The organism is Actinomadura graeca (assembly GCF_019175365.1).
Classification (GTDB): Bacteria; Actinomycetota; Actinomycetes; order Streptosporangiales; family Streptosporangiaceae; genus Spirillospora; species Spirillospora graeca.
The window spans coordinates 556656-578624 of sequence record NZ_CP059572.1 but is presented as its reverse complement, the minus strand read 5'-3'; the positions used below and the strand labels follow the sequence as shown (position 1 = coordinate 578624).

Sequence of the window (21969 nt, the reverse complement as noted above, 5' to 3'; positions counted from 1 at the left end):
CCGGAACCTGCGGAAACGAACCGTCCCGCCCTAATCCGTGACGCCACGGGGCCGTGGAGCGCGCCAGCCGTACCGCATCGCCATCAGCCGCAGCCCGCACGCAAGCACCGCGGCGCCCGCGGTGACGGCACCACCGTGCAGGCCGGCCGTGTAGGCGACCGCCATCACCGCGGCCCCCAGCATCGCGGGCAGCGCGTAGAGCTGCCGGTCGTACAGCACCGAGGGGATCTGCCCGCTGAGCATGTCCCGCAGGACCCCGCCGCCGACCGCGGTGACCACCCCGAGCAACACCGAGTGCAGCGGCGACAGCCCATGCTCCAGCGCCTTCAGCGTCCCGGTGACGCAGAACAGCCCGAGCCCCGCCGCGTCGAAGAGCAGCACCGCCGGCAGCAGCCGCGTCACCTGCGGATGCCAGAAGAACACCAGTGCCGCCGCCGTCAGCGGCACCAGCACGTACCCGAGGCTCGTGAACGCGGCCGGGGGCACCGCACCGATCAGGAGGTCCCGCAGGATCCCGCCGCCGAGCGCGGTGATCTCGGCGAGCACCACCATCCCGACGACGTCCAGCCGCTGCCGCACCGCCGCCAGCCCCCCGGACACGGCGAAGACGAAGATCCCCGCCAGGTCCAGCGCCCCGGCCACGCCCGGTCCCGTCACGCCGCGTCCCCGCCGGCGCTCACCTGCCGCGCCGGTCCGTCCGGTCGACGCCCCAGTTGGCCACTACGGCCGCGAACGGCGGGATCACCGCCGCCACCACCGACATCCCGACCGCCGCCGCGGGCGAGAACCGCGGGACGACCGCCCAGGCGAGCACGAACAGAGTGAGGCACACCCCCATCATGATCCCGTACACCACCTTGCGCCGCCTCATCCCCCCACGCTACGCCGCCACCCCCCGGCCCCCGCCCGTCCGCCCGTCCCTCAGGGGGCCTTCTGCCCTTCTCCGGCCTTTATGGTTCAAACTCCACATGTAGCCCTGGGCGCTTAAAAGCAGACATCTAGATATATGTAAGGCGTTGACGAAGAGGTGAGATGAGATTATGTCGACCGCAAGATTTGATTAGTCAGTATTCTGACCGGTCTCTTGGCCGGAGTATGGATCCGGTGGAAAATGCCGAGCATGAAGCTCGGACACCTTCGCGAGGTACGCGGTGCGGGGCGGATGCCGTGGATCTTGTACGGGACCGCGGATTCGGGTGGTACCGATCCGCCGAGGCCCGGACGGCACTTTTCGTGGTCCAGCGATCTTCCCTGCGATCTTCGCGAAGTCCCCGGTGCCGTGACCGCGGTGGCCGCTGATCATCCGAAGTGGCAAGAATGTCTGATAGAAACCCTGTTTTCGCCGGAATAGGGACGCTCGTCGAGGTCATCCGCAAGCTCTATGAGCGCCCCAGGCCGTTCACGTGGAGCCAGGAACGGGAGATCCGGGGGGACCACCCCCTCCCGATCATCTATCTCCAGCACGACGGGACGACGGCCGGATTCCTCCGCTCGCTGGAGACGTCCATACTCGAGAACGCGCCGGACGTCCCGGTCCTCCGTGTGGACGCCGCGACCGCGGCAAGGCACAGCCTGGAGCGCTGGCGCCTCGGCCCGCCGCCCTCCACGCCTGACGGGCAGGACGGAGAGGACGCCGCGAAGGCGTACGAGAGGCCCCGCGAGCCTCCTCTGCTGCCCCTGCTCGACGAGGCCCGCGATGGCCTGTCCGTCCATCGCACGAGGGGCAGGCGGCTGAGCGGCTTCACCCGTTACCGCGTGGCGGACCTTCTCACGGGGACCAAACTCGAGGCGCCTCGGACGCGAGATGACAAGGCCGAGATCACCGCCTTCCTCAAGCAGTGGGCGGGCGGAGGGGCCCGGGCTCCGGATGGCGGCGGGGTGGCGGAGGCGCTGAACCGCCTCGTCCAGCAGGTGGCCTCATCGCCGATCACACTGATGTTCGGCCTCTTCTGGCTGGGCTACCGGATCGCCCGCCTAAGCCGCCTCGTCCCGGCGTCGGTGCCCGGGCTGGCACGCGAAAGCCACTGGTTCATGCGCCGGCAGGCGATGGTGGTGCCGAAGCACTCGCGGAACTTCCTCGACTTCGCCACGCGGCTCACCGTGGGACACCGTAAGCCCGAGATGGAGACGAGCGTCAAGAAGCTCCTCGTCCACGCGTTTCTGGAGGATCTCCGCGTCATCTACAGACGGCGCCATTTCAAGGTGTTCCCGCGCCTGGACGGCTACCGCAGGACGGGATACGTGGTGCTGCTCATCGGCAACGCCACGGCCGACAACGGTGCCGGCGAGCTGCTGGGCCTGATCAACTCGGTCCGGAACGAAACTGGTGACTTCGATCCGCTCCTGGTCATCGCGGCCGGTGAGGATCCTCCGCCCGAACCGATCGAGCCCGGGAAGATCGTCTACCATCCGGCGAAGGCGCTCCTCGCGTTGCAGGATTGGTGGAGGCATCTGCCCGACAAGCGTCAGACATTCGCCTCCGATGCCCGGCATCTGCCCTTCCGCCTTCCTCCGGCCGCCGTCCCCGCGAACGAGGACCGCCTCCCCGGCGATGATCTTTCCGTCTGGCGATCGGACGCGTTCGCCTGTCGCCGCGCCTTGTGGCTCACGAGGAGTTCGGTCCTCAGGGTGGCGGGTCTCGGCGCGGTGGCCGTCCTGCTGTTCCCGCTGTCCGGCTTCGCTCTCCGGCAATTAGAGGCCGGGTGCGCATTGCGGATGCCCCGGCTCGGATCGCGCGTCTCGGTCCGGGCCGTCACGTTCGGCCGTGATGATGTCCAGTGCGTCGGATACAGTGCGGACAAAACGCAGATCTTCGGCTCGAACGAGCGGCTGCGCCTTGTTCAGAAGAAGGTCCTTGACGAGAACGAAGCGGCTCGGCGCAGCCATGCCGCAAACCCGGGCAGGCCCTATATCGGTCTGGTGTTCTTTGCCGCCTTCACGCACAAAGGATCACTTCAGGACACCGATCACGCGGTCTCGGAGGAGCTGGAGGGGCTCCTTCTGCGGCAGCGGATACAGAACGGCAAGTCCAGCACCGAGCCGCTCCTTGAGATCATCATCGCCAATGGCGGCGAGAAGATGAGGGAGGCTCCTCGGGTCACCCGCGACATGCTGCTCTCCCTCTTCAGAAGGGATCCGCGTCTTCTCGGAGTGGTCGGTCTCGACCGGACCGTCGTGCAGACCGAGGAGGCGATCACGATGTTCGGCGGCGCCGGCGTGCCGGCCTTCGGCACGACCCTCACCGGCACCGGCCTGGAGAAGAGGTCGCCCCTCTATTTCCAGATGGTTCCGAGCAATCGGTTCCAAGCGATCCTGCTCGCCGAGTACGCACGGTCGTTGCGCGCCACGAGAGTGGTGATCTATCACCCCCTGGGCCAGGGTGATGACACCTACATCGGCTCACTGGTCAAGGCGACCAAAGAGAAGCTGAGGGAATTCCGGATCCCAATAGGAGATATTTCCTGGGCGGACGCCGGTGGTGACCTGCATCAGGCGTGCGATGTGGATCGCCATAAGGAGATCGCCTTCTTCGCCGGGCGGGAGAACGAGTTCAGCGACTTCCTGCGCGCGATCACCGGAGGCTGCGCCGATCGCGGCACCCTGCCCGCCATCGTCGCCGACGACGCCATTTCACGTTTCGTCGCCAATGCCGGCAGCCGCAGATCGAGCGCACTCGCGGGTATACCGGTCTCTTATGTGAGCCTCGGTAGTCTCCTGGTTCTGGCTGATTCTTCCTGTTCTGAACAAGGGAAGGCGTCCGGAGCTCAGGGAGCGGCCCAGCTCGCCTCGTTCTGCTCGGAATACGGCGCGCTCTACAAAGACCTGGCCGCGAAACTCAGTGCCGGCGAGAAACCGGGACTGAGCTGGCCCGCCGAGCGAGTGGGGCTCACCTTCGACGCCGCCGGCGTCTTCATCGACTCGGTCCTCAGCATTCGGAGGGACGGGCCCTGGGCCCAGGCCGCGACACTCGACCGGGCGGCCGTCGCACAACGCTTCCGTGAACCCGGCTTCGCCTCGACGGGCGTGACCGGCCTGATCGACTTCGTCCGCTCCCGTGCGGGCGACCACCGCAACCTCGCCCTCCTCAGGATCGCCAACATCCACGACATCAACGAACGGCCGGTCTGCGTCTTCATGATCGGCGAGCTGTATCAGCCCGGCCAGCGCCGCGACCCGCGTACCCACTGCCCGGTTCCAGGCCCGCTGCGTTCATCGGCTCGAAAGTAGCGGGCACGGCGTCCTGACTGGGCCCCCGCACGCCGCGCCGCGCGGTTCCGGCGTTTCCGCAGGTCAACGCCACACTCCGAACCACGACCTTCCGAATCGCGGCGGTTGTGACCTTGAGCTCTACCTATGTAGAGTACGAGCATTGTAGGGGTTGGGGTCGGTCGCCGGCGCGGCGGGACGGAGGACAGGAGACGAGGTGTGCGATGAGCAAGCGGAGTGGAGATGTCCGGGAGGGGCGGCAGGGGGTGTTCGTCCCGGCCGAGGTGCTGGTGGCCGTGGTGATCGGGGCGGCGGGGCTGGCGACGGCCGTCCTGGCGGCGCTGTTCCCGGCCGTGGGACTGCCGGTGGGGGTGGGCGTCGCGGTGGTCGGGCTGCTGTACGGGATCTATCACAACACCCGGCAGCGTGCTGTGGCGTTGGTGCCGGGCACACCGCCGACAGGCGTGCGGACGCAGACGAACGACGAAGAAGGCGAGCGGCATGGCTAAGGGGCCGCGGATGACGATGCAGACCCAGATGGTCCTTCGGCAGGCGCTGCTGGAACCGGCACGCGAGTGGTACGGACTGGAGATGATGCAGGCCACCGGACTCCCGTCCGGCACCGTGTACCCCATCATCACGCGGCTGGAGCAGTGCGGCTGGATCACCTCCCACTGGGAGGATCCGTCCGAGCACGAGATGCAGGGCCGCCCTCGCCGCCGCTACTACCAGCTGACCCAGGAGGGCACCGAAGCCGCCCGGCTGGCACTGGCCAAGGCTCACCAGAACCGCGCCACCGCCCCCATCCCGTGGGGCAGCCCGCGCCCCGGTGCCACCTCATGACGCCCGACGAGGAAGACGCCGTTAATCAGGCTCTGACCACCTTCGCCAGCCACGTCATCCCGGCGGCGAACGCGGCGGCCAAGACGGCGATGGCGGCCAAGCCGACCAAGTCGACCAAGACCCCGAGGATGACACGCGCCTCCTACGCGGCCGACTACGCGGCACTCGCAACGCGCACGGCACATGCGGCGCACTCGGTGACGATCTCCATGGGCGCGGCCCGCGCGGTGGATGCGGCGGCTCGCGCGGCGCGCACGGCACGTGCGAAGGACGCGATGCGCGCTGCGGATGCGGCGGCCGACGCGGTCCGGGCGGCGGACGAGACGGGGTCGGCAGAGGCCGTGGTGCAGGCGCTCGCGGCGGCGAGGATCGCCGCCGTCGCCGCACTCCGGGAGTGCGAGCGGACCTTCGCCCCCGCGACGTCGAGACCACCATGTCCCGATGCCGAGGTGAAGCTGCGCAAGCTGGGGCGAGTGCCGCGGCGAATGGTGGGGGCGATGACGGCGATGCTTCCGGCCGCTGATCGACCCCGGTACCGGGAGGAATGGGAGGGACTCCTCACCGAGCTGCCCACCCGGCGGGCACGAGCCCGGGAAGTGTCCGCCCTGCTAAAGGCGGCCCCCCGGCAGACCTGGATTCTGCACCGCCCCTCACCCGGCCGACGGCGCACATGACGTCGCACACCCGGTTCCCCGCGATCGCCCTGCCGCGGGCGTGACGCGTGAAGAACACGCCATCATCAGGTCTCGACACGATGCGGTAGGACGGCGGCTCCCAACGGACGCTCCGAGACTGTTCCTGGCGGGTAGGTGCTTGTTCTGTGCGCCGGTGTGCCCTCGCCCGTGGTCCAGTTCGGCGGGGCATGGGGAGTAAACACATGCGTGCGGGTGGGTGAGGTGTGCCTGGGGGAGGGATGCCTCTCTCAGCTCTTGCGGGCTCTGGGGCCGCCTTTCCGGGGCTCGACGCCGCGTTCGCGGAGCTTCTTGCGTATGTAGCCTGCGGTGAAAATCTCCGGCTTGGCGAGTTGGTCCGCGGTTCGGCCGGCGTCGGCGGCGTCGACGTAGGCGCTGAAGAGGTCTTCCAGGAGGGCGTCGGCCTCCTTCTTCGCCTTCAGGTACCTGGTCTCTGCCAGTTCGACTCTGGCGTCGACTTCTTCTGGACTCATGCGGCACAAAGTACCGGCATTGGGTCGCGGCAAACTTCGCGGCCGCGGTGCGGCGAGTGTTCCGGAGCCCGCTCGTGGGTGGTGGCGGAGGCGTGCGGGGATCGAACCCGCCGTCCCGAGGTGCTCGGGACCATCGGTTTTGAAGACCGAGGAGGCCACCAGGCACTCTCACGCCTCCGCGGGCGATCTTAGTTGGCGCAGGCGGCGATCACGTCGGTGTTCTTGGGCGGAGCCTGGTCAGTGGTGCCTTGCGGGTCAGAATCGCGTCACGTCGAACCTCGTTCGGAGGGGGGTCCGGGGCGGTTCGTGCAGGCTGGGCGGGAGGGGGTCGCTGGGTGACCATGTCCGTACCGTCCGTTTCTTGATCATTTGTAATGGTTGTGCGTTAAATTTCTGGGTGAACCGTGTTGTCCCCACTGCCCGTCTTACGCAGTACGCCCACGGCGGGGGCTGCGCGAGCACCATTCCGCCGGGTGAGCTGGAACGTGTCGTCGCCGGGCTCACCGGCGGCGGGGACGATCTGGTCGCCGGGGGCGAGGACGGCGATGACGCGGCCGTCCTGCGGGTGGGGGAGGGGCGCGCGGTGGTGTCCGCGGCGGTCTTCTTCCCGCCGGTGGTCGACGACGCCTACGACTGGGGGCGCATCGCCGCCGCGAGCGCGCTGTCGGCCGTCTACGCGGTGGGCGGCGTGCCGCTCATGGCGCTCAGCCTGCTCGGCTGGCCGCGGGACGCCCTGCCGGCGGATTTGGCCCGGGAGGTCCTGCGCGGCGGACGGGACGCGGCGGCGCGCGCCGGGTGCCCGGTCGTGGGCGGGCACGGCGCGGACGACCCCGAGCCCAAGTACGGCCTCGCGGTGACGGGCGCCGCCGACCCGGGCCGGCTGCTGCGGCTGGACGCGGGACGTCCCGGCGTGCCGCTCTCGCTCACCAAGCCGCTCGGCCTGGGCGTGCTCAACGCGCGCCACAAGGCGACGGGGGAGGTGTTCGCGCACGCGGTCGAGACGATGGCCGCGCTCAACGCGGACGCGGCGGGGGCGGCGCTCGACCGCGGTGTCCGGTGCGCCACCGGCGTCAGCGGGTTCGGGCTGCTCGGGCACCTCTACAAGCTGGCGCGGGCCGCCGGGGTCACCGCGGTCGTGGACGCCAGGGCGGTGGAGTACCTCGACGGGGCGCGCGCCGCCGTCCGCGACGGGTTCGTGCCCGGCGCGACCCGGCGGAACCTGGCGTGGGTGACGCCGCACACCGACTTCGGCCGGATCGCCGAGGAGGAGCGGCTGCTGCTGGCCGACGCGCAGACGTCCGGCGGGCTGCTGGTCGCGGGGGAGGTGCCCGGCGCGCCGGTGATCGGGGAGCTGGTCGGCCGGGGCCGCCGCGCGCTCCGGGTGCGCTGACGTTCCCGCAGGTCGCGTCTATGATCGGAAAGCGGGTAGAAGATCGTCGGGACGCGACCGGGGGAGCGCGCATGACCATCGGGGGGATCGCCGCCGCCATCGTCCTGGGCGCCGTCATCGGCGTGCTGGGACGGCTGACCGTGCCGGACCGGCGGAGTATGCCGGGCTGGCTGCTGGTCGCGGTCGGCATCGTCGCGGCCATAGCGGGGACGGCGCTGACGCACCTGTTCGGGCTGGAGCGCCCGGGCTGGGACTACTGGGAGACGTTCTTCCAGATCGTGCTGGCCGCGGTCGGGGTGTACCTCGTGGCGGTGTTCTGGCCGACGTCCGCCCGCTAGTCCCGCGCCGGGGGCCGCAGGACGGCGCGGAGGCCGTCCAGGACGGCCGGGTCCTCGATCGTGGACGGGACGGTGACCTCCTGCCCGTCGGCGATGCCGCGCATCACGCCCCGCAGGATCTTGCCCGACCTGGTCTTGGGCAGCGCCGCGACGATCGTGATCTCCTTGAGCGCCGCGACGGGCCCGACCTGGTCGCGCACCATCCGCACCAGCTCGGCGGCCAGCTCGTCCGGCTCGGCGAGCACGCCGCTCTTCAGCACGACGAGCCCGCGGGGCACCTGGCCCTTGAGCGCGTCGTGGACGCCGATCACCGCGCACTCGGCGACCGCCGGATGCGCGGCGATGACCTCCTCCATCGTCCCGGTGGACAGGCGGTGGCCGGCCACGTTGATGACGTCGTCGGTGCGGCCCATGACCCACACGTAGCCGTCCTCGTCGACGTGCCCGCCGTCGCCGGTGAGGTAGTGGCCCGGGTGCCGGGTGAGGTAGGACTCGACGAACCGCTCGTCGTCCTGCCACAGGGTCGGCAGGGTGCCCGGCGGCAGGGGCAGCCGCAGCGCGATGTCGCCGTCCGCACCCGGCGGGACGGGCCCGCCGTCCGGGCCGAGGACGCGCACGTCGTACCCGGGGACGGGCACCGACGGGGACCCGGCCTTGATCGGCATCGGCTCCAGCCCGCGCAGGTTCGCCACGATCGGCCAGCCCGTCTCGGTCTGCCACCAGTGGTCGACGACGGGACGGTCCAGGACGCGGGTCGCCCAGCGGTAGGTGTCGGGGTCGGTCCGCTCCCCGGCGAGGAACAGGGTGTCCAGCGCGGACAGGTCGTGCCCGGCGAGCAGCGCGCCCTCCGGGTCCTCCTTCTTGATCGCCCGGATCGCCGTGGGCGCGGCGAACAGCGCCTTGACCCGGTGCTCGGCGGCGACGCGCCAGAACGCGCCCGCGTCGGGCGTGCCCACCGGCTTGCCCTCGTACAGGACGGTCGTGCAGCCCGTCAGGAGCGGCGCGTACACGATGTAGGAGTGCCCGACGACCCAGCCGACGTCGGACGCCGCCCAGAACACGTCACCGGGGCCGACCCCGTAGACGTTCTCCATGGACCAGCGCAGCGCCACAGCGTGCCCGCCGTTGTCGCGGACGACGCCCTTGGGCCGCCCGGTCGTCCCGGACGTGTACAGGATGTAGAGGGGGTCGGTGGCGGCGACCGGCACGCACTCGGCGGCCTCGGCGCCCGCGATCGCCTCGTCCCACTCCACGTCCCGCGGCCGGACGAGGTCGGCGTGCAGCTGCTCGCGCTGCCGGATGACGCACCGTTCCACCTTGTGCCTGGCCAGTTCGAGGGCCTTGTCGAGCAGCGGTTTGTAGGGGACGATCCGGCCGCCCTCGATGCCGCAGGACGCCGACACGATCGCCTTGGGCCGGGCGTCGTCGATCCGGACGGCCAGCTCCGGCGCCGCGAACCCGCCGAACACCACCGAGTGGACGGCGCCGAGCCGGGCGCACGCCAGCATCGCCACGACCGCCTCGGGGACCATCGGCAGGTAGATGATGACGCGGTCGCCGCGGTCGACGCCCTGCGCGCGCAGCGCCCCCGCGAACCGGGCGACGAGGGCGGTCAGCTCCCGGAAGGTGTAGGAGCGCTTCGTCCCGGTGACCGGACTGTCATAGATCAGGGCGGCCTGGTCGCCGCGTCCCTCCTCCACGTGCCGGTCCAGGGCGTTGTCGCAGGTGTTCAGCTCACCGCCGGTGAACCAGCGGTAGAACGGCGGCGCGCCGTCGTCCAGCACGCGGTCCGGCGGGACGAGCCAGCGGATGTCCCGGGCGGCCAGCCCCCAGAAACGGGTCGGATCGGCGATGCTGCGCTCGTACGCGGCGGCGTAGGCCCCCATTTCGTTCCTCCAGGTGCGGTCCCCTGGCCCCAATCCGCATTTCGGGGCGCACACCTATAGGGCACGGCGCGGGTGCCGTTCGTCAAGGCCCCGCGCCGTCACGATCGTCCCCGCCGGTGGTCAGCCGGGCCTGCGATGCGGGTGGCGCAGGCCGTGGACGAGGGCGACCACGGCGGCCGGGGCGGCGCCCGCCGCGACGATCCAGAAGCACAGCTCATAGGCGCCGAGCGACGGCACGCCCGTCCCGGCGATCACGCGCCCGGCCAGGATCGACGCCGTCACCGCGCCCGCGACGCCGCCGCCGGTGGTGCGGACCAGGGAGTCGATCCCGCTCGCGATGCCGCTCTGGTCCAACGGCGGCGAGCGCGAGCGGTTCGCCGGTCTCGTCCACCGGATGCTCGACGACTTCGGGGCCCACCGCGACAGGCTCGACGCCGGAACGGTCCCGAACGGGCCCTGACCAGCGCGAACCGGCAGCCGCCCCCGCGTCCCGCGCCGTCCCGTGAGATTTGCCATCTCGCAGTGTGGGCCCCCTCGGGTTTCCCTGCCGGTCCGGCGTCCCTAGGGTTGCCTTCCGTGGACCTTCGTCTGCACCACCCCCGCACCGCGGCGCCCCGGGCCGTTGCCTCCCCCGTCCGGGAACGGCGCCGATGCACGTAGTCGCCACCGCCGGGCATGCCGGGCACGGCAAGTCGGCGCTCGTGCGCGCGCTCACCGGCATGGACCCGGAGGGACCCCGCGACGCCTGGACGGACCTGCCCTCGGGCGGCCGCGTCGCGTTCGTGGACGCGCCCGGCGGCGAGCACTCCGTCCCCGCCGTGATCGCCGCGGCCGGCCCGGCGCCCGCCGTGCTGTTCGCCGTCGCCGCCGACGAGGGCTGGCGGCCGCGGTCGGGCGAGCACCTGGCGGCGCTCGACGCCCTCGGCGTCCGGCACGGCGTCCTCGCCGTCACCCGCTCCGACGTCGCCGACCCGAGGCTCGTCCTGCGCCAGGCCCGCGAGCGGCTCGCCGGGACGTCCCTGCGCGGCATCGAGACCGTCGCGGTCAGCACCGTCACCCGCGCCGGGATCGACGAGCTGGCGGCCGCCCTGGGACGGCTCTCCGGCCGCGTCCCGGTCCCCGACCCCGGCGCCCCGGTCCGGCTGTGGGCCGACCGCACGCGCCGCGCCGCCGGGCTCACCGCCGTCACCGGCACGCTCGGCGCCGGGACGATCCGGACCGGCGACGAGCTGCTCCTCCTGCCGTCGGGCGCCCGCCGCCGCGTCGAATCGATCGAGTGCGACGGCGAGCCCCGCCGCTCCGTCCGCGGATACGCCCGCGTCACCGTCGCCCTGCGCGGCGACGGGCCGGTGACCGCCGCCATCAGCCCCGGCCGCTGGACGCACACGACCTGCGTCGACGTCCGCACCCGCTTCGGCGAGGCCGCCGGGCGCCTCGCGCGGCAGATGATCCTGCACATCGGCTCCGCCGCCGTCGCGGTGCGCCTGCGGCCGCTCGGCCCCGACACGGCCCGGCTGACCCTCAACGCGCGGCTGGCGCTGCACGTCGGCGACACCGGCCTGCTGCGCGACCCCGTCCGCCGCACCGTCGCCGGGGTGAGCGTCCTGGACGTCCGCCCGCCGACCCTCGTCCGCCGCGGCGCCGGGGCGGCACGCGCGCGGGAGCTGGCGTCCTGGCCGGACCGTCCCGGCGGGTCGGTGGTTCTGCGCCGCCACGGCCTGCTCCGGCGGTCCGAGCTGGACCTGATGGGCTGCGCGCCGCCGAAGGACGCGATCGCCCTGGACGGCGGCTGGTACGCCGACCCCGCCTACTGGGACTCGCTCCACGAGCGCCTCGCCGAGGAGGTGTCCCGGCACGCCGCCGACCGCCCGCTGACCCCGGGCGTCCCGCTGGAGACCGCCCGGCTCCGCCTCGGCCTGCCGACCCGGCGGCTGACCGCCGCGCTCGTCCGGCCGCCGCTGCGCCTGCGGGCGGGGCGCGTCCACGGGCCCGCCCCGGCCCTGCCCGCGGGCCTCGCCGAGGCCGTCGACCGGCTCCGCGCCGACATGGAACGCGCGCCGTTCGAGGCGCCCCGCCCCGAACGGCTCGCCGAGCTGGGCCTCACCGGCGGCGCCCTCGCGGCCGCCGAACGCGCGGGCGCCGTCCTGCGCCTCGCGGACGGCGTCGTCCTGCTGCCGGGCGCCGACCGGGAGGCGCTGCGGATCCTGTCGGAGCTCCCGCAGCCGTTCACGCCGGGCCAGGCGGGCGACGCGCTGGCGACGAGCCGCCGGGTCGCCGTCGCCCTCCTGCGGCACCTGGACGGCCTCGGGCTCACCGAGCGCCGCCGGTCATGACACCCGCCCATGCGGGAAAAACCCTTTGAAACGCACACGGCGTTTCTGGCGTCATAGATCACGGTCCGGACCCCGCACAAGGAGAAGGCATGCCGTACCAGACGCTCAAGGGCGGCCGCGTTCCCATCCGGATGTGGGCCGACCCCGACACCGTCGAGGACATCGCCCTCGACCAGCTCCGCAACGTCTCCGCCCTGCCGTGGGTGGAGGGCCTCGCCGTCATGCCGGACGTCCACTACGGCAAGGGCACCACGGTCGGCTCGGTGATCGCGATGCGCGACGCGGTGTCGCCCGCCGCCGTCGGCGTGGACATCGGCTGCGGGATGACCGCCGCCGGGTCGTCCCTCACCGTCGAGGACATGCCGGACGACCTCGCCGGAATCCGGCACAGGCTGGAGCGCGCGGTCCCCGTCGGCCGCGGCGCGCACCGGCAGCCGGTCGACCCGTCCGGCCTCCCGAGCCTGAAGGAGCGCGGCTGGTACGACTTCTGGAAGGCGTTCGACGACCTGCACCCGGCGGTGCGCGCCCGCCTCGGCCGCGCGCGCAAGCAGATGGGCTCGCTCGGCGGCGGCAACCACTTCCTGGAGCTGTGCGCGGACGGCGACGGCGCGATCTGGCTCGTCCTGCACTCGGGTTCCCGCAACATCGGCAACGAGCTGGCCGAGCACCACGTCGAGGCCGCCCGCAGGCTCCCGCACAACCAGGACCTCCCGGACGCCGACCTCGCCGTGTTCCTCTCCGGCACCACGACGATGGACGCCTACCGCCACGACCTGTTCTGGGCGCAGGAGTACGCGCGCCGCAACCGCGCGATGATGATGGCGCTCGCGCAGGACGTCGTCACCAAGCGCTTCGGCGAGGCCCGCTGCACGTGGGGCGAGGTCATCTCCTGCCACCACAACTACGTGGCGGAGGAGGAGTACGACGGCGTCGACCTGCTCGTCACCCGCAAGGGCGCGATCCGCGCCGCCTCCGGCGACCTCGGCATCATCCCGGGCTCGATGGCGACCGGCACCTACATCGTCCGCGGCCTCGGCAACGAGACCGCCTTCAACTCCGCCTCCCACGGCGCGGGCCGCCGGATGAGCCGCACCAAGGCCCGCAGGACCTACACCGTGGACGACGTGGTCGAGCAGACCCGCGGCGTCGAATGCCGCAAGGACGGCGGCATCATCGACGAGATCCCCGCCGCCTACAAGGACCTGGAGACGGTGATCGAGGCCCAGTCCGACCTGGTCGAGGTAGTGGCCCACCTCCGCCAGCTCATCTGCATCAAGGGCTGAACCCCTGCAGGTGACGTGCGGTGAAACCGCGAATCGCTGGCCCCGGAGAAGTGTTCCCCAAGAGTCCCCGGCAGATCCCGGGCACTTCCCCGGGGTCCGTGTGCCGGGATGTGCCCTGCCGGGCAACGCGAACGGGCGCGCACTCCTGCTGCGCCCTCCAGTACCGTCCGCCAGGCGCCGCCTCGGCGGGAGGAGCGCGCGGTGGCATACAGCGCGCCGAGCGCCGGGTCCACGCCGCAGCCGATCGCGGCATACCCGCTGGCTGCCTCGCCGACCTTGAAGTCGTCCTTGATCTCAGACAGGCGCCCACGGACGCCCGCCAGGAACCTGCCGCCGTCCTGGCGCTCGTCGTCCGCGGGCAATCATCCGCAGTCACGCAGCGTAGACCGGACGGCGTCGACGAAGGTGGTCACCATGAAGCGCCCCAGATCCTCGCCGTCCGGCTCTGGGCTTGAGGGCCCGGCACAACTTCCGCGAGATGGACGCGCCCGTCGTGGACGAGTCCGGCGACCGCCGTCGACGCGGCGGACCGGGGGAGTTAACGAGGTCAGCGTACGTCGCACTCGCACACACATTCGACCGAGTCCGACCGGGTTTCCGTGCAACTTCGACAGAAAGGGCATCACGCCGCGGTGCCGGAACGATACATGTCTTCCTGGCGCGCGTTTCAGGTGTCGAGGGGGTGGATCATGCAGCGGCCGAGGGCACAGGAACTGGTGGCGACGGCGTTGGCGCTGGGGGTGCTGGCGGCCGTCTGGGGTGCGATGGTGTGGCGGCCGTCGGACACGGTGCGGTGGCTGCTTGCGGGCGGGGCCGTGGTCGGCGCGGCGGTACTGGCGTTATGGGGTTTGCTCGGACCAGTTGCGCGCTGGCTGTCGGGCGAGCACGCCGAGTTGACTCCGGCCGAACGGAGATCACTGACGGCAGCCGAGCGGGTGGAGGCGGTCAACCAGTCGCGGTCGGCGCTGATGCAGTCGGTGACCGGGCTGGTGGTGATCGTGGGCGTGGCGTTCACCGCAGCTGGCCTGATCTACACTGCACGGACCCTGGACATCAGCCGGCAGGCCCAGGTCACCGATCGCTACACCAAGGCGATCGAGCAACTGGGGTCGGGCAGGCCCGAGGTGCGCATGGGCGGGATCTACGCACTGGAACGGCTGATGGCCGACTCCTCGCGCGACCGCCCAACCATCATCGAGGTGCTGGCCGCCTACATCCGTAGCCACGCCCAGGACAGGCCACCGGCGGGGTCGGACAGGACCCGGCTGGCGGTGGACGTTGAATCGGCTCTGACTGTGCTCGGCCGGGCCCAGCTTCATCTGGGCACCGTCGATCTGCGCGATGCCGACCTTCATGGCAAGAACCTGTCTGGCGTGAAGCTGTCCATCGCGAAGCTGTCCGGCGCGAACCTGACCGGTGCGGACGTGACCCACGCGGACCTGGCGCACGCGGACCTGACCGGCGCGAAGCTGTCCGGCGCGGACCTGCGCGGGGCATACCTGTCCGGCGCGAAGCTTTTCGGCGCGGATCTGACGCACACGGACTTGCGTGGAGCGGACCTGCGCGCATCCATGGGTGCTCCCACGCCAAAGCAGTTGCGAATGGTGGCCAGGACCGATGCCTCCACACGCTTCTAGGGCCAACGCACGAGAGCTCGGCAGCACGGGGATCAACATGGGTGCGTATCCGCAGTCGGGCCGATCGCCGTAGGTCGGGGTAGAACGTGCGCCTGGCCGTCTTCGCTGCCGTCGTCTTCTCCGTCACCGCCGGAGGGGCCGCCTGCCTGCAGATCGTCCTCGGCCATCGGCGGCGTCCTCGTCCTTGTAGGTGGTGGCACTGCAAAGACTGGCGGCGCGGGTTGCGTCACGGCGATCCGTCGGCGGGGACGCGGGACACGCCGCGTGATGGCCAGTCGGCGCCACAGGCGTGCGGGCAGCGCGGCCTCCAGCTGCGCGGACGGACCTGGCGCTCGTCGCCGAGCGCGGTGAGCACGCGGGTCGGGCTCGTACGGAGGCTCAGGCCGGGCGGGGTCAGGGCGGCCAGGACGACGGGCTCGGCGCCGGGGCATGGGGTGCGGAAGGTGACCACAGTCGGTCTCGCGCTTGCGGGTTCTTGTCAAGATCAGGCAGATTCTGACCAACCCCGCTTCCCCGCTTGACAGAATTTGTCTGGACAGAGCCGGAAGGTGGGAAATGAAGATCAAGACGAGGATTTCCGCTGCTGCGGCTGCGGGGCTCTTAGCCGTGGCGTTCGCTCCGAACTTGGCCGATGCGGCTACCGGTCCCACGCCGGGTGCGGGCTCGGATACGCTGCCCGGGAAGCCTGGTGGAGCGGGGGGTGATTCCTCCGCGTTCGCTGGTATCGACGTGAAGAGCGGACAGGCCGTCCTCGCAGCGGTGAAAAATGTCAACGCGCCCGTGGTGGGATGTGTCGTGAGGGCAGATGACCCGGACACTCTCATCTACAACAAGCCACCGATCATCGCGCAGGGTGAAATCGTGCGATGCACCGTGCCCAAGCCTGATGACTGTCGGGTGGAAACCGACCTCGAAGAGTACTTCACCTTTGAAGGGGTGTGGAGCGTCGTCGCCAACGGGTCGGTGAAGCGCGGCTGCAACATCGGCCGTGCGTCCAGGTCGACGGCCTCGTACAAGTGCTCTCATGACGCACACGGATCTCACAAGTACCGCACGAAGACCTGGCTCACCGTCACCTACAGGGGCCAGAACGCCACCAACGCCGCGACAAGCGGCGAGAAGAGCTGGTGGTGCTTCTAGGGTCGTTCTTCGAGGGGCCGGGCATCCGTTTGCCCGGCCTCGCCGGCCGTAGTGGCGAGGACCGCCGCGAGTACGGCGGCCAGTTCTTCCGAGAAGACGACCCCTTTGAGGCGGCCGTCGACGATCAGCATGTAATAGTGGTCGTCCCGGAGGAGGGCGCGTTGCAGGTTCGGTGCGTTTCTATCGGTGACCTGGAATAATTCGGCGGTGACGTCACCTGCCGTCACGGTGACATGTGGCACGTGACCGGCAGGGGTCTCCAGGACCGCCCCGAGATTCTGCAAGTCTTCTGCCATCTGACGGAGTTCGTCCATATTGATCGAAGAGATGTGCTCGCTGAGCTCTTCATCGCCCTGTCCGAATGTCGTGTCCATCGAGCTGCTCCGATCGGTGAAGGTGTCACGGCAAGAGTATGCGCACCGTCAGAGAGGCGAAGGAGTCGGGGAAGCGACTCGCTGTTAGGGGGACGCCATGCCGAGGGATTTCATGGTGTTGACAGGGCTGGCACTGGGTGTTGTGGCGGCGCTGTGGGGCCTGCGGCGCGGCGGCTGGCCGGTGAGCGCGTCCGGCTGGGCGACGCCGAGCGGGCGTCGTTGACGGCGGCCGAGCGGGTGGGGCTGTCAATCAGGCGCGGTCGGCCCTGATGCGGCGCGGACCTGCACGGTCTGCGTGGCGGGCCGGCGGCCGAGCAAGTGCGCCAGGCGGCCAGGAGCGATGGCACCACGCGCTTCTAGCGGACACCCCGGGCCGATACCGTTCGTGCCGTGTCTGTCACTTTCGGGACGGCTTCGGCGTAGGGTACGGGGCCCTGACCGGAGGAGGCGCCGTGAGCGCAGACCCCAGGATCGACACGTCCGTGCCGCATTCGGCGCGGGTCTGGAACTTCCTGCTCGGCGGTAAGGACAACTATCCCGTCGACCGGCAGGCCGGTGAGAGGGTCTTCCAGACCTTTCCGGGGATGGTCGACATGGCGCGCCACTCCCGGTACATGCTCATCCGGGTGGTGCGGTACCTGGCGGGCGACGCCGGGATCCTCCAGTTCCTGGACATCGGCACCGGGCTGCCCACCATGGACAACACCCACGAGGTCGCGCAGCGGGTCGCGCCCGAGGCGCGCGTCGTCTACGTCGACAACGACCCGCTGGTGCTGGTGCATGCGAGGGCTCTGCTGACGAGCAGCCCCGAGGGCGCCACCGACTACGTCGAGGCGGACGTCCGCGACCCGGACGCCATCCTCGCGGAGGCCGCACGCACGCTCGACCTGACCCGTCCGGTGGCGCTCATGCTCATGGGGATCCTGGGCCTGGTGGACGACTACGACCGCGCCCGCGCGATCGTGGCGCGGCTCATGGCGGCGTTGGCTCCGGGGAGCTACCTGGCGGTCTACGACGGCACCGACACCGACCCGGCCTACATGGAGGCCATCCGCGCCTACAACGCAGGCAGTGGCGCGGTCGCCTACACGCCCCGGAGCCTGGACGACATCGCCGGCTATCTCGACGGCCTGGAGATGGTCGAGCCCGGCGTCGTGCCCGTGACGCGGTGGCGGCCCGACTCCGCGCCGTGGGGCTCGCTTCCCGAGGTCGCCTGCGCCGGTGGCGTCGCCCGCAAGCGGCCTTAGTCCCTAGCCGCGCGGTGCAGCGCGTGGGCGGTGAAGATCCGGCGCGGTCGTCAGGAAGGCCGCGGGAGGTGGGCGGCGCGGACGGTGTGCAGCCACTCCTCGACGCGGGCGCGGTCGGGCTCCTCTGGCAGGGGAGTGCGGGCGGCGGCGAAGTCGGCCTCGGCCTTCGCGAGGACGTCCCGTGCCGCGGTGAGGTCGCCGGCCGCGACGCGCTCCCCGAAGTCGAGGTACCACTGCGGATCCTGGAGCCGGACGTCGAGCGTCCCGCCACTGTACAGGAGAAGGCCCTGGTGGACGAGGCGGGCGAGGTGCCGGGCGTGCTTGGCGGTCTTCTTCGCGGTCCCGGCCCCGGAGGACGCGTCGCGTGACTCCATGCGGCGGAACTGGGACACGGCGTAGCCGAGGTAGGCGTCCTTGACCCGGCGGGCGGACAGGAACGCCTCCCGGAGGCCGATGAGCCGGTCCCCGAGCGGGGTGCGGGCCTCGTACAACTCGTCCGGCAGCCAGAGCAGCTCGGTGACCGTCGGGTTCATGCCCAGGCACAGCGTCGCGAACTTGGCGGCCTCGTGGAACGTCACGTCCGGTTGCGCGGTGACGACGGTCGCCTGCCGTCCGGTGGGCGGGTTCAGGCCGTGGAAGGCGATGGTGGGCGCCGCGTAGACGCCGAGCCGGTCGATGTCGGAGCCGGGCCCGGCGAGGCCGTAGGCGGTGGACCCCACGATCCCGTAGAGGAGCACGTTCCCAGGGGCCGTCATGATCCCCATCATGGCGGAGCCGGTGACGGACCGGCACGTCATTTCCGCCGCCCGGGTCTCAGGGGAGGACGCGGTCGACGAACGCGGTCACGTCGCCGAGGACCTCGGCGCGGTTGGTCTCGTTGAAGACCTCGTGGCGGGCGCCCGGGTAGTGCCGCTCGGTGAGGCCCTCGCCGCGGACCGCCTCAATGCCGACCCGGGTGTCCTCCGGCCGGACCAGCTCGTCGGCGGTCCCGTGCAGGTAGAGGACGGGCAGCGCCCCGAGGGAGCCGTACCCGTTGATCCGCCGGAGCGCCGCGTCCAGGGCCCGGACGGTGGGCTTCTTGAACGGCCCGTGCCAGACGAGCGGGTCCGCGGCGTACGCCTCGCCCACTGACGCGTCGCGGGACAGCGTGGACGGGTCGAGGGGCGTGCCGGGCATCTCCTCCAGCGGGAGCAGCGCGTCCACGACGTGCCAGCGGCCCAGCACCGGCGCGGACAGCACCAGCGCCGCGAGGTCCCCGCCGTGGAGCTGCGCGTACCGGGCGGCGACCAGCCCGCCCATCGAATGGCCGATCATCACGACCGGCAGGCCCGGGTGGTCCCCGGCCGCCGCCCGGGCGACCGTGCGGACGTCGGCGACGACGTCCTCGTAGTCCTCGATCAGGACGCGGTCGCCCGCCGAGCGCCCGTGCCCCATGTGGTCGGGCCCGCAGACCGTGGCGCCGTGCCGGACGAGCGCGTCCGCGACGTGCCCGTAGCGGCCGAGGTGCTCGCCGTACCCGTGGACGAGCACGGCGACGTAGCGGGGTTCGGGCGCCGCCCAGATCCGCGCGGTGACGGCGCCCCGCGTCCCCGCGAACTCCCACTCCTGTGGCGTTGTCACTCCTGGCCTCCCGCGATCGGAACGGACCGTCTTGGACGATTGTCGGGCAGGACGGCCGGACTCCGCCGCCCGCGATGCGACGGATCGTCGCCCGCCGGAATAGTCTGGGACGACCGACCGTGAACAGGCGGCGGCCCGCGGGACGGGCCGCCCAGAGGCAGGAAAGGGGTGCCCGTGCTCGCCGACACCTTCGGCCGCGTCGCGACGGACCTGCGGGTCTCCCTCACCGACAGGTGCAATCTGCGGTGCTCGTACTGCATGCCGCCGGAGGGGCTGGACTGGCTGCCCAAGCCGGAGCTGCTCACCGACGAGGAGGTGCTCCGCCTCGTCGGCATCGGCGTCCGCGACCTCGGGATCACCGAGGTCCGCTACACCGGCGGGGAGCCGCTGCTGCGCCGCGGCCTGCCGGGCATCGTGCGGGCCACGGCCGCGCTGACGCCGCGTCCCCAGGTGTCGCTGACCACCAACGGCATCGGGCTGGACCGGCTGGCCGCGCCGCTCGCCGACGCGGGCCTGGACCGGGTCAACGTCTCCCTCGACACCCTGGACGCCGCGACGTTCAAGCGCCTGGCGCACCGCGACCGGCTCGGCGACGTCCTGGCGGGCCTCGCCGCGGCCCGGGACGCGGGCCTGGAGCCGGTGAAGGTCAACGCGGTGCTCATGCGGGGGATCAACGATCACGAGGCCGTCCCGCTGCTGCGGTACTGCCTGGAGCACGGCTACCGGCTCCGGTTCATCGAGCAGATGCCGCTGGACGCCCAGCACGGCTGGAAGCGCGCCGACATGATCACCGCCGACGAGATCCTCGACCGGCTGTCCGCGGCGTTCACGCTCCGGCCGGACGAGGCGCACGCCCGCGGCAGCGCCCCCGCCGAGGCGTTCCTGGTCGACGGCGGCCCGGCGGCCGTCGGGGTGATCGGCTCGGTGACCCGCCCGTTCTGCGGCGCCTGCGACCGGGTCCGGCTCACCGCGGACGGGCAGATCCGCAACTGCCTGTTCGCCACCGAGGAGTCCGGCCTGCGCGACGCGCTGCGCGGCGGCGCCACCGACGCCGAGCTCGCCGGCCGCTGGCGCGCCGCCGTCCGCGCCAAGCGCCCCGGGCACGGCATCGACGACCCGTCCTTCCTCCAGCCCTCGCGCCCGATGTCGGCCATCGGCGGCTGACCGCCGATGCCGTTCGACGCGGTGGTCCTGGCCGGCGGCCGGGCCCGCAGGCTCGGCGGCGCGGACAAGCCCGCGGTGCCCGTCGGGGGGCGCCCCCTCATCGAGTGGGTGGCCGCCGCGGCGGCGGGCGCGTCCCGGCTGGTGGTCGTGGGGCCGCCGCGGGACGTCCTGCCGGGCGCCGTGCTCGTCCGGGAGGACCCGCCGGGCGGGGGACCGGTCCCGGCCCTGCGCGCGGGGCTCGCCGAGGTCCGCGCGGGCCGGACGGCGCTGCTGGCCGCCGACCTGCCCTTCCTGCGTCCCGCCCACCTCGTCCGGCTGCTGCGCGAGGTGGACGCGGCGCGCGGCCGGGACGGGGCCGTGCTCGTGGACGGCGACGGCCGCGAGCAGTGGCTCGCCGGCTGCTGGCGGACGGACGCGCTCCGCGCCGCCCTCGCCGGCTACGGGGGCTCCTCGCTGCGCGGCGTGCTCGCCCCGCTGGAGCCGGTCGCGGTCGCGTTGCCCGACGGGCCGCGCCCGCCCTGGTACGACTGCGACACGCCGGAGGATCTGGCCCGCGCCGACGACCTCGCCGGGCCCGGCGTGCTTTGACCCGTGCGAGAGTGGGCACCGCCTATGGCGACGCGGAAGGGGGACGCATGTCGGTACTGGAGGACTGGATGAGGGCGGCGTGCCTGGAGCTGGGCCTGGAGCGCGGGGACATCGACCGCGACCTGGTGCTGGACCTGGCCCGCGACGTCGCGCACGGCGTCGCGCGGCCGGGAGCGCCGCTCACGGCGTACCTGCTGGGCCTCGCGGTCGGACGCGGCGCGCCCGCGCGGGACGCCGCCGCGCGGCTCACCGAGCTGGCCGAGGGCTGGCAGGCGCCCGGCCACGAGTCCGCCCAGGCGCCCGCTCAGGAGTCGGCTCCGGAGCCTGCGCGGGATTCCCCGCAGGGGCCCGCGCCCGCAGCGGGTGACGGCCCGCCCGACGCCGCCGAGCCCGGGGCCGCGCCCGCGCCCGCGGGCTCGTCGGAGGCCGTGCCGGGTCCCGCGGGCGCGCCCGTCCTCGACGAGGTCTAGCGGGTCTCGCGCTCGGCGACCGGGACGACGTCGCGCAGGAAGTCGCGGCGCCCGAGGAACGCCGAGAGGCTCTCGCGATGCTCGTCGCACGCCAGCCAGACCTTCCGGCGGTCCGGTGTGTGGATCTTCGGGTTGTTCCAGCGCAGCGCCCAGACGGCGTCGGCCCGGCAGCCCTTGGCCGAGCACTGGAGCTCCTCGGCGCCGGTCTCGGGCGCGGAATCGGTCATGCGGCCAACTCTGGCACAGCCGGGCACCGCGTTTGCCCCGGCCGTCTCCGGATAGGAC

The 21969-nt window shown here is 71.9% G+C and carries 25 protein-coding genes and 1 tRNA gene; 15 read left to right on the top strand and 11 right to left on the bottom strand.

Annotated elements, in window-relative coordinates; genetic code table 11:
• Positions 1 to 30: 30 nt before the first annotated feature.
• Positions 31 to 657, bottom strand: coding sequence for a trimeric intracellular cation channel family protein (locus AGRA3207_RS02875; protein ID WP_231332994.1), 627 nt, complete (start codon positions 655 to 657; stop codon positions 31 to 33).
• A gap of 19 nt (positions 658 to 676) precedes the next feature.
• Positions 677 to 871 carry a DUF3099 domain-containing protein gene (locus tag AGRA3207_RS02870; protein ID WP_231332993.1) on the bottom strand — a complete coding sequence of 65 codons (195 nt, stop codon included), beginning with the start codon at positions 869 to 871 and terminating at the stop codon, positions 677 to 679.
• 446 nt (positions 872 to 1317) lie between these two features.
• On the opposite strand from AGRA3207_RS02870, the gene AGRA3207_RS02865 reads away from it, so the two are divergent.
• From AGRA3207_RS02865 to AGRA3207_RS02850, 4 genes are all read left to right on the top strand, one after another.
• Positions 1318 to 4227 carry a type 1 periplasmic-binding domain-containing protein gene (locus AGRA3207_RS02865; protein WP_231332992.1) on the top strand — a complete coding sequence of 970 codons (2910 nt, stop codon included), beginning with the start codon at positions 1318 to 1320 and terminating at the stop codon, positions 4225 to 4227.
• A 203-nt stretch (positions 4228 to 4430) separates the two neighbouring features.
• Positions 4431 to 4715 (top strand): hypothetical protein, encoded by a 285-nt coding sequence (locus tag AGRA3207_RS02860; RefSeq protein WP_231332991.1) that lies wholly within the window; start codon positions 4431 to 4433, stop codon positions 4713 to 4715.
• A 10-nt stretch (positions 4716 to 4725) separates the two neighbouring features.
• Positions 4726 to 5049, top strand: a complete 324-nt coding sequence (locus tag AGRA3207_RS02855) for a PadR family transcriptional regulator (RefSeq protein ID WP_231332990.1) — start codon at positions 4726 to 4728, stop codon at positions 5047 to 5049.
• Positions 5046 to 5723: a hypothetical protein gene (locus AGRA3207_RS02850; protein ID WP_231332989.1), complete on the top strand. Its 678-nt coding sequence runs from the start codon at positions 5046 to 5048 to the stop codon at positions 5721 to 5723. The genes AGRA3207_RS02855 and AGRA3207_RS02850 overlap by 4 nt, the downstream gene beginning before the upstream one ends.
• Before the next feature lie 248 nt (positions 5724 to 5971).
• Here the strand turns inward: AGRA3207_RS02850 and AGRA3207_RS02845 are convergent, their stop codons facing one another.
• Both AGRA3207_RS02845 and AGRA3207_RS02840 read right to left on the bottom strand, forming a co-directional pair.
• A complete protein-coding gene (locus tag AGRA3207_RS02845) occupies positions 5972 to 6214 on the bottom strand; it encodes a hypothetical protein (protein WP_231332988.1) in 243 nt (80 codons plus the stop codon).
• Positions 6215 to 6296: 82 nt separating this feature from the next.
• Positions 6297 to 6392, bottom strand: a tRNA-Sec gene (locus tag AGRA3207_RS02840).
• Positions 6393 to 6611: 219 nt separating this feature from the next.
• Between AGRA3207_RS02840 and selD the strand changes: the two genes are divergently transcribed.
• Together selD and AGRA3207_RS02830 are read left to right on the top strand one after the other, a co-directional pair.
• Positions 6612 to 7604, top strand: a complete 993-nt coding sequence (gene selD, locus AGRA3207_RS02835; RefSeq protein WP_231332987.1) for a selenide, water dikinase SelD — start codon at positions 6612 to 6614, stop codon at positions 7602 to 7604.
• A gap of 71 nt (positions 7605 to 7675) precedes the next feature.
• Entirely contained in the window at positions 7676 to 7942 is a 267-nt protein-coding gene (locus tag AGRA3207_RS02830; protein WP_231332986.1) for a GlsB/YeaQ/YmgE family stress response membrane protein, read from the top strand.
• Here the strand turns inward: AGRA3207_RS02830 and AGRA3207_RS02825 are convergent.
• Both AGRA3207_RS02825 and AGRA3207_RS02820 read right to left on the bottom strand, forming a co-directional pair.
• The gene (locus tag AGRA3207_RS02825) at positions 7939 to 9828 is read right to left on the bottom strand and encodes a propionyl-CoA synthetase (protein ID WP_231332985.1); all 1890 of its coding nucleotides are present in this window, start codon (positions 9826 to 9828) and stop codon (positions 7939 to 7941) included. The two genes, AGRA3207_RS02830 and AGRA3207_RS02825, sit on opposite strands and share 4 nt — an antisense overlap.
• Positions 9829 to 9948: 120 nt before the next feature.
• Entirely contained in the window at positions 9949 to 10182 is a 234-nt protein-coding gene (locus AGRA3207_RS02820; protein ID WP_231332984.1) for a hypothetical protein, read from the bottom strand.
• Here AGRA3207_RS02820 and AGRA3207_RS39725 point away from each other — a divergent pair.
• The 4 genes from AGRA3207_RS39725 (at position 10166) to AGRA3207_RS02805 (ending at position 15081) form a co-directional block, all read left to right on the top strand.
• Positions 10166 to 10288, top strand: coding sequence for a hypothetical protein (locus AGRA3207_RS39725; protein WP_273699996.1), 123 nt, complete (start codon positions 10166 to 10168; stop codon positions 10286 to 10288). The two genes, AGRA3207_RS02820 and AGRA3207_RS39725, sit on opposite strands and share 17 nt — an antisense overlap.
• Positions 10289 to 10478: 190 nt before the next feature.
• Positions 10479 to 12161 carry a SelB domain-containing protein gene (locus AGRA3207_RS02815; RefSeq protein WP_231332983.1) on the top strand — a complete coding sequence of 561 codons (1683 nt, stop codon included), beginning with the start codon at positions 10479 to 10481 and terminating at the stop codon, positions 12159 to 12161.
• An 89-nt stretch (positions 12162 to 12250) separates the two neighbouring features.
• Positions 12251 to 13444 carry an RtcB family protein gene (locus AGRA3207_RS02810; protein ID WP_231332982.1) on the top strand — a complete coding sequence of 398 codons (1194 nt, stop codon included), beginning with the start codon at positions 12251 to 12253 and terminating at the stop codon, positions 13442 to 13444.
• Between the two features lie 689 nt (positions 13445 to 14133).
• Positions 14134 to 15081 (top strand): pentapeptide repeat-containing protein, encoded by a 948-nt coding sequence (locus tag AGRA3207_RS02805; protein WP_231332981.1) that lies wholly within the window; start codon positions 14134 to 14136, stop codon positions 15079 to 15081.
• A 226-nt stretch (positions 15082 to 15307) separates the two neighbouring features.
• On the opposite strand, the gene AGRA3207_RS02800 is transcribed toward AGRA3207_RS02805, so the two are convergent.
• Complete coding sequence (locus AGRA3207_RS02800) at positions 15308 to 15532, bottom strand: hypothetical protein (protein WP_231332980.1); 225 nt, start codon at positions 15530 to 15532, stop codon at positions 15308 to 15310.
• 104 nt (positions 15533 to 15636) lie between these two features.
• On the opposite strand from AGRA3207_RS02800, the gene AGRA3207_RS02795 reads away from it, so the two are divergent.
• On the top strand, positions 15637 to 16221 hold the full coding sequence (locus AGRA3207_RS02795) for a hypothetical protein (RefSeq protein WP_231332979.1): 585 nt from the start codon (positions 15637 to 15639) through the stop codon (positions 16219 to 16221).
• Here AGRA3207_RS02795 and AGRA3207_RS02790 read toward each other — a convergent pair.
• Complete coding sequence (locus tag AGRA3207_RS02790; protein ID WP_231332978.1) at positions 16218 to 16595, bottom strand: hypothetical protein; 378 nt, start codon at positions 16593 to 16595, stop codon at positions 16218 to 16220. The two genes, AGRA3207_RS02795 and AGRA3207_RS02790, sit on opposite strands and share 4 nt — an antisense overlap.
• A 452-nt stretch (positions 16596 to 17047) precedes the next feature.
• On the opposite strand from AGRA3207_RS02790, the gene AGRA3207_RS02785 reads away from it, so the two are divergent.
• The gene (locus AGRA3207_RS02785) at positions 17048 to 17842 is read left to right on the top strand and encodes an SAM-dependent methyltransferase (RefSeq protein WP_231332977.1); all 795 of its coding nucleotides are present in this window, start codon (positions 17048 to 17050) and stop codon (positions 17840 to 17842) included.
• A 50-nt stretch (positions 17843 to 17892) separates the two neighbouring features.
• On the opposite strand, the gene AGRA3207_RS02780 is transcribed toward AGRA3207_RS02785, so the two are convergent.
• Entirely contained in the window at positions 17893 to 18597 is a 705-nt protein-coding gene (locus AGRA3207_RS02780; RefSeq protein ID WP_231332976.1) for a nucleotidyltransferase domain-containing protein, read from the bottom strand.
• 58 nt (positions 18598 to 18655) lie between these two features.
• Positions 18656 to 19462: an alpha/beta hydrolase gene (locus tag AGRA3207_RS02775; protein WP_420830860.1), complete on the bottom strand. Its 807-nt coding sequence runs from the start codon at positions 19460 to 19462 to the stop codon at positions 18656 to 18658.
• 174 nt (positions 19463 to 19636) lie between these two features.
• On the opposite strand from AGRA3207_RS02775, the gene moaA reads away from it, so the two are divergent.
• The 3 genes from moaA to AGRA3207_RS40070 are packed head-to-tail and all read left to right on the top strand — an operon-like array spanning position 19637 to position 21684.
• The gene (moaA, locus tag AGRA3207_RS02770) at positions 19637 to 20626 is read left to right on the top strand and encodes a GTP 3',8-cyclase MoaA (protein WP_231332975.1); all 990 of its coding nucleotides are present in this window, start codon (positions 19637 to 19639) and stop codon (positions 20624 to 20626) included.
• 6 nt (positions 20627 to 20632) lie between these two features.
• Positions 20633 to 21214, top strand: a complete 582-nt coding sequence (mobA, locus tag AGRA3207_RS02765; protein ID WP_231332974.1) for a molybdenum cofactor guanylyltransferase — start codon at positions 20633 to 20635, stop codon at positions 21212 to 21214.
• Positions 21215 to 21261: 47 nt separating this feature from the next.
• A complete protein-coding gene (locus tag AGRA3207_RS40070; protein ID WP_338028255.1) occupies positions 21262 to 21684 on the top strand; it encodes a DUF6457 domain-containing protein in 423 nt (140 codons plus the stop codon).
• On the opposite strand, the gene AGRA3207_RS02755 is transcribed toward AGRA3207_RS40070, so the two are convergent.
• The gene (locus AGRA3207_RS02755) at positions 21681 to 21911 is read right to left on the bottom strand and encodes a hypothetical protein (RefSeq protein WP_231332973.1); all 231 of its coding nucleotides are present in this window, start codon (positions 21909 to 21911) and stop codon (positions 21681 to 21683) included. The genes AGRA3207_RS40070 and AGRA3207_RS02755 overlap by 4 nt on opposite strands.
• Positions 21912 to 21969: the final 58 nt, after the last annotated feature.

Coding starts and splice junctions, on each gene's coding strand:
- AGRA3207_RS02830 (WP_231332986.1), top strand. CDS start 7,676: ATGACCATCGGGGGGATCGCCGCCGCCATCGTCCTGGGCGCCGTCATC.
- AGRA3207_RS02860 (WP_231332991.1), top strand. CDS start 4,431: ATGAGCAAGCGGAGTGGAGATGTCCGGGAGGGGCGGCAGGGGGTGTTC.
- AGRA3207_RS02845 (WP_231332988.1), bottom strand. CDS start 6,214: ATGAGTCCAGAAGAAGTCGACGCCAGAGTCGAACTGGCAGAGACCAGG.
- AGRA3207_RS39725 (WP_273699996.1), top strand. CDS start 10,166: ATGCCGCTCTGGTCCAACGGCGGCGAGCGCGAGCGGTTCGCCGGTCTC.
- AGRA3207_RS02825 (WP_231332985.1), bottom strand. CDS start 9,828: ATGGGGGCCTACGCCGCCGCGTACGAGCGCAGCATCGCCGATCCGACC.
- AGRA3207_RS02790 (WP_231332978.1), bottom strand. CDS start 16,595: ATGGACACGACATTCGGACAGGGCGATGAAGAGCTCAGCGAGCACATC.
- AGRA3207_RS02810 (WP_231332982.1), top strand. CDS start 12,251: ATGCCGTACCAGACGCTCAAGGGCGGCCGCGTTCCCATCCGGATGTGG.
- AGRA3207_RS40070 (WP_338028255.1), top strand. CDS start 21,262: ATGTCGGTACTGGAGGACTGGATGAGGGCGGCGTGCCTGGAGCTGGGC.
- AGRA3207_RS02805 (WP_231332981.1), top strand. CDS start 14,134: ATGCAGCGGCCGAGGGCACAGGAACTGGTGGCGACGGCGTTGGCGCTG.
- AGRA3207_RS02850 (WP_231332989.1), top strand. CDS start 5,046: ATGACGCCCGACGAGGAAGACGCCGTTAATCAGGCTCTGACCACCTTC.
- AGRA3207_RS02865 (WP_231332992.1), top strand. CDS start 1,318: ATGTCTGATAGAAACCCTGTTTTCGCCGGAATAGGGACGCTCGTCGAG.
- mobA (WP_231332974.1), top strand. CDS start 20,633: ATGCCGTTCGACGCGGTGGTCCTGGCCGGCGGCCGGGCCCGCAGGCTC.
- AGRA3207_RS02780 (WP_231332976.1), bottom strand. CDS start 18,597: ATGACGGCCCCTGGGAACGTGCTCCTCTACGGGATCGTGGGGTCCACC.
- AGRA3207_RS02795 (WP_231332979.1), top strand. CDS start 15,637: ATGAAGATCAAGACGAGGATTTCCGCTGCTGCGGCTGCGGGGCTCTTA.
- AGRA3207_RS02855 (WP_231332990.1), top strand. CDS start 4,726: ATGACGATGCAGACCCAGATGGTCCTTCGGCAGGCGCTGCTGGAACCG.
- AGRA3207_RS02755 (WP_231332973.1), bottom strand. CDS start 21,911: ATGACCGATTCCGCGCCCGAGACCGGCGCCGAGGAGCTCCAGTGCTCG.
- AGRA3207_RS02815 (WP_231332983.1), top strand. CDS start 10,479: ATGCACGTAGTCGCCACCGCCGGGCATGCCGGGCACGGCAAGTCGGCG.
- AGRA3207_RS02870 (WP_231332993.1), bottom strand. CDS start 871: ATGAGGCGGCGCAAGGTGGTGTACGGGATCATGATGGGGGTGTGCCTC.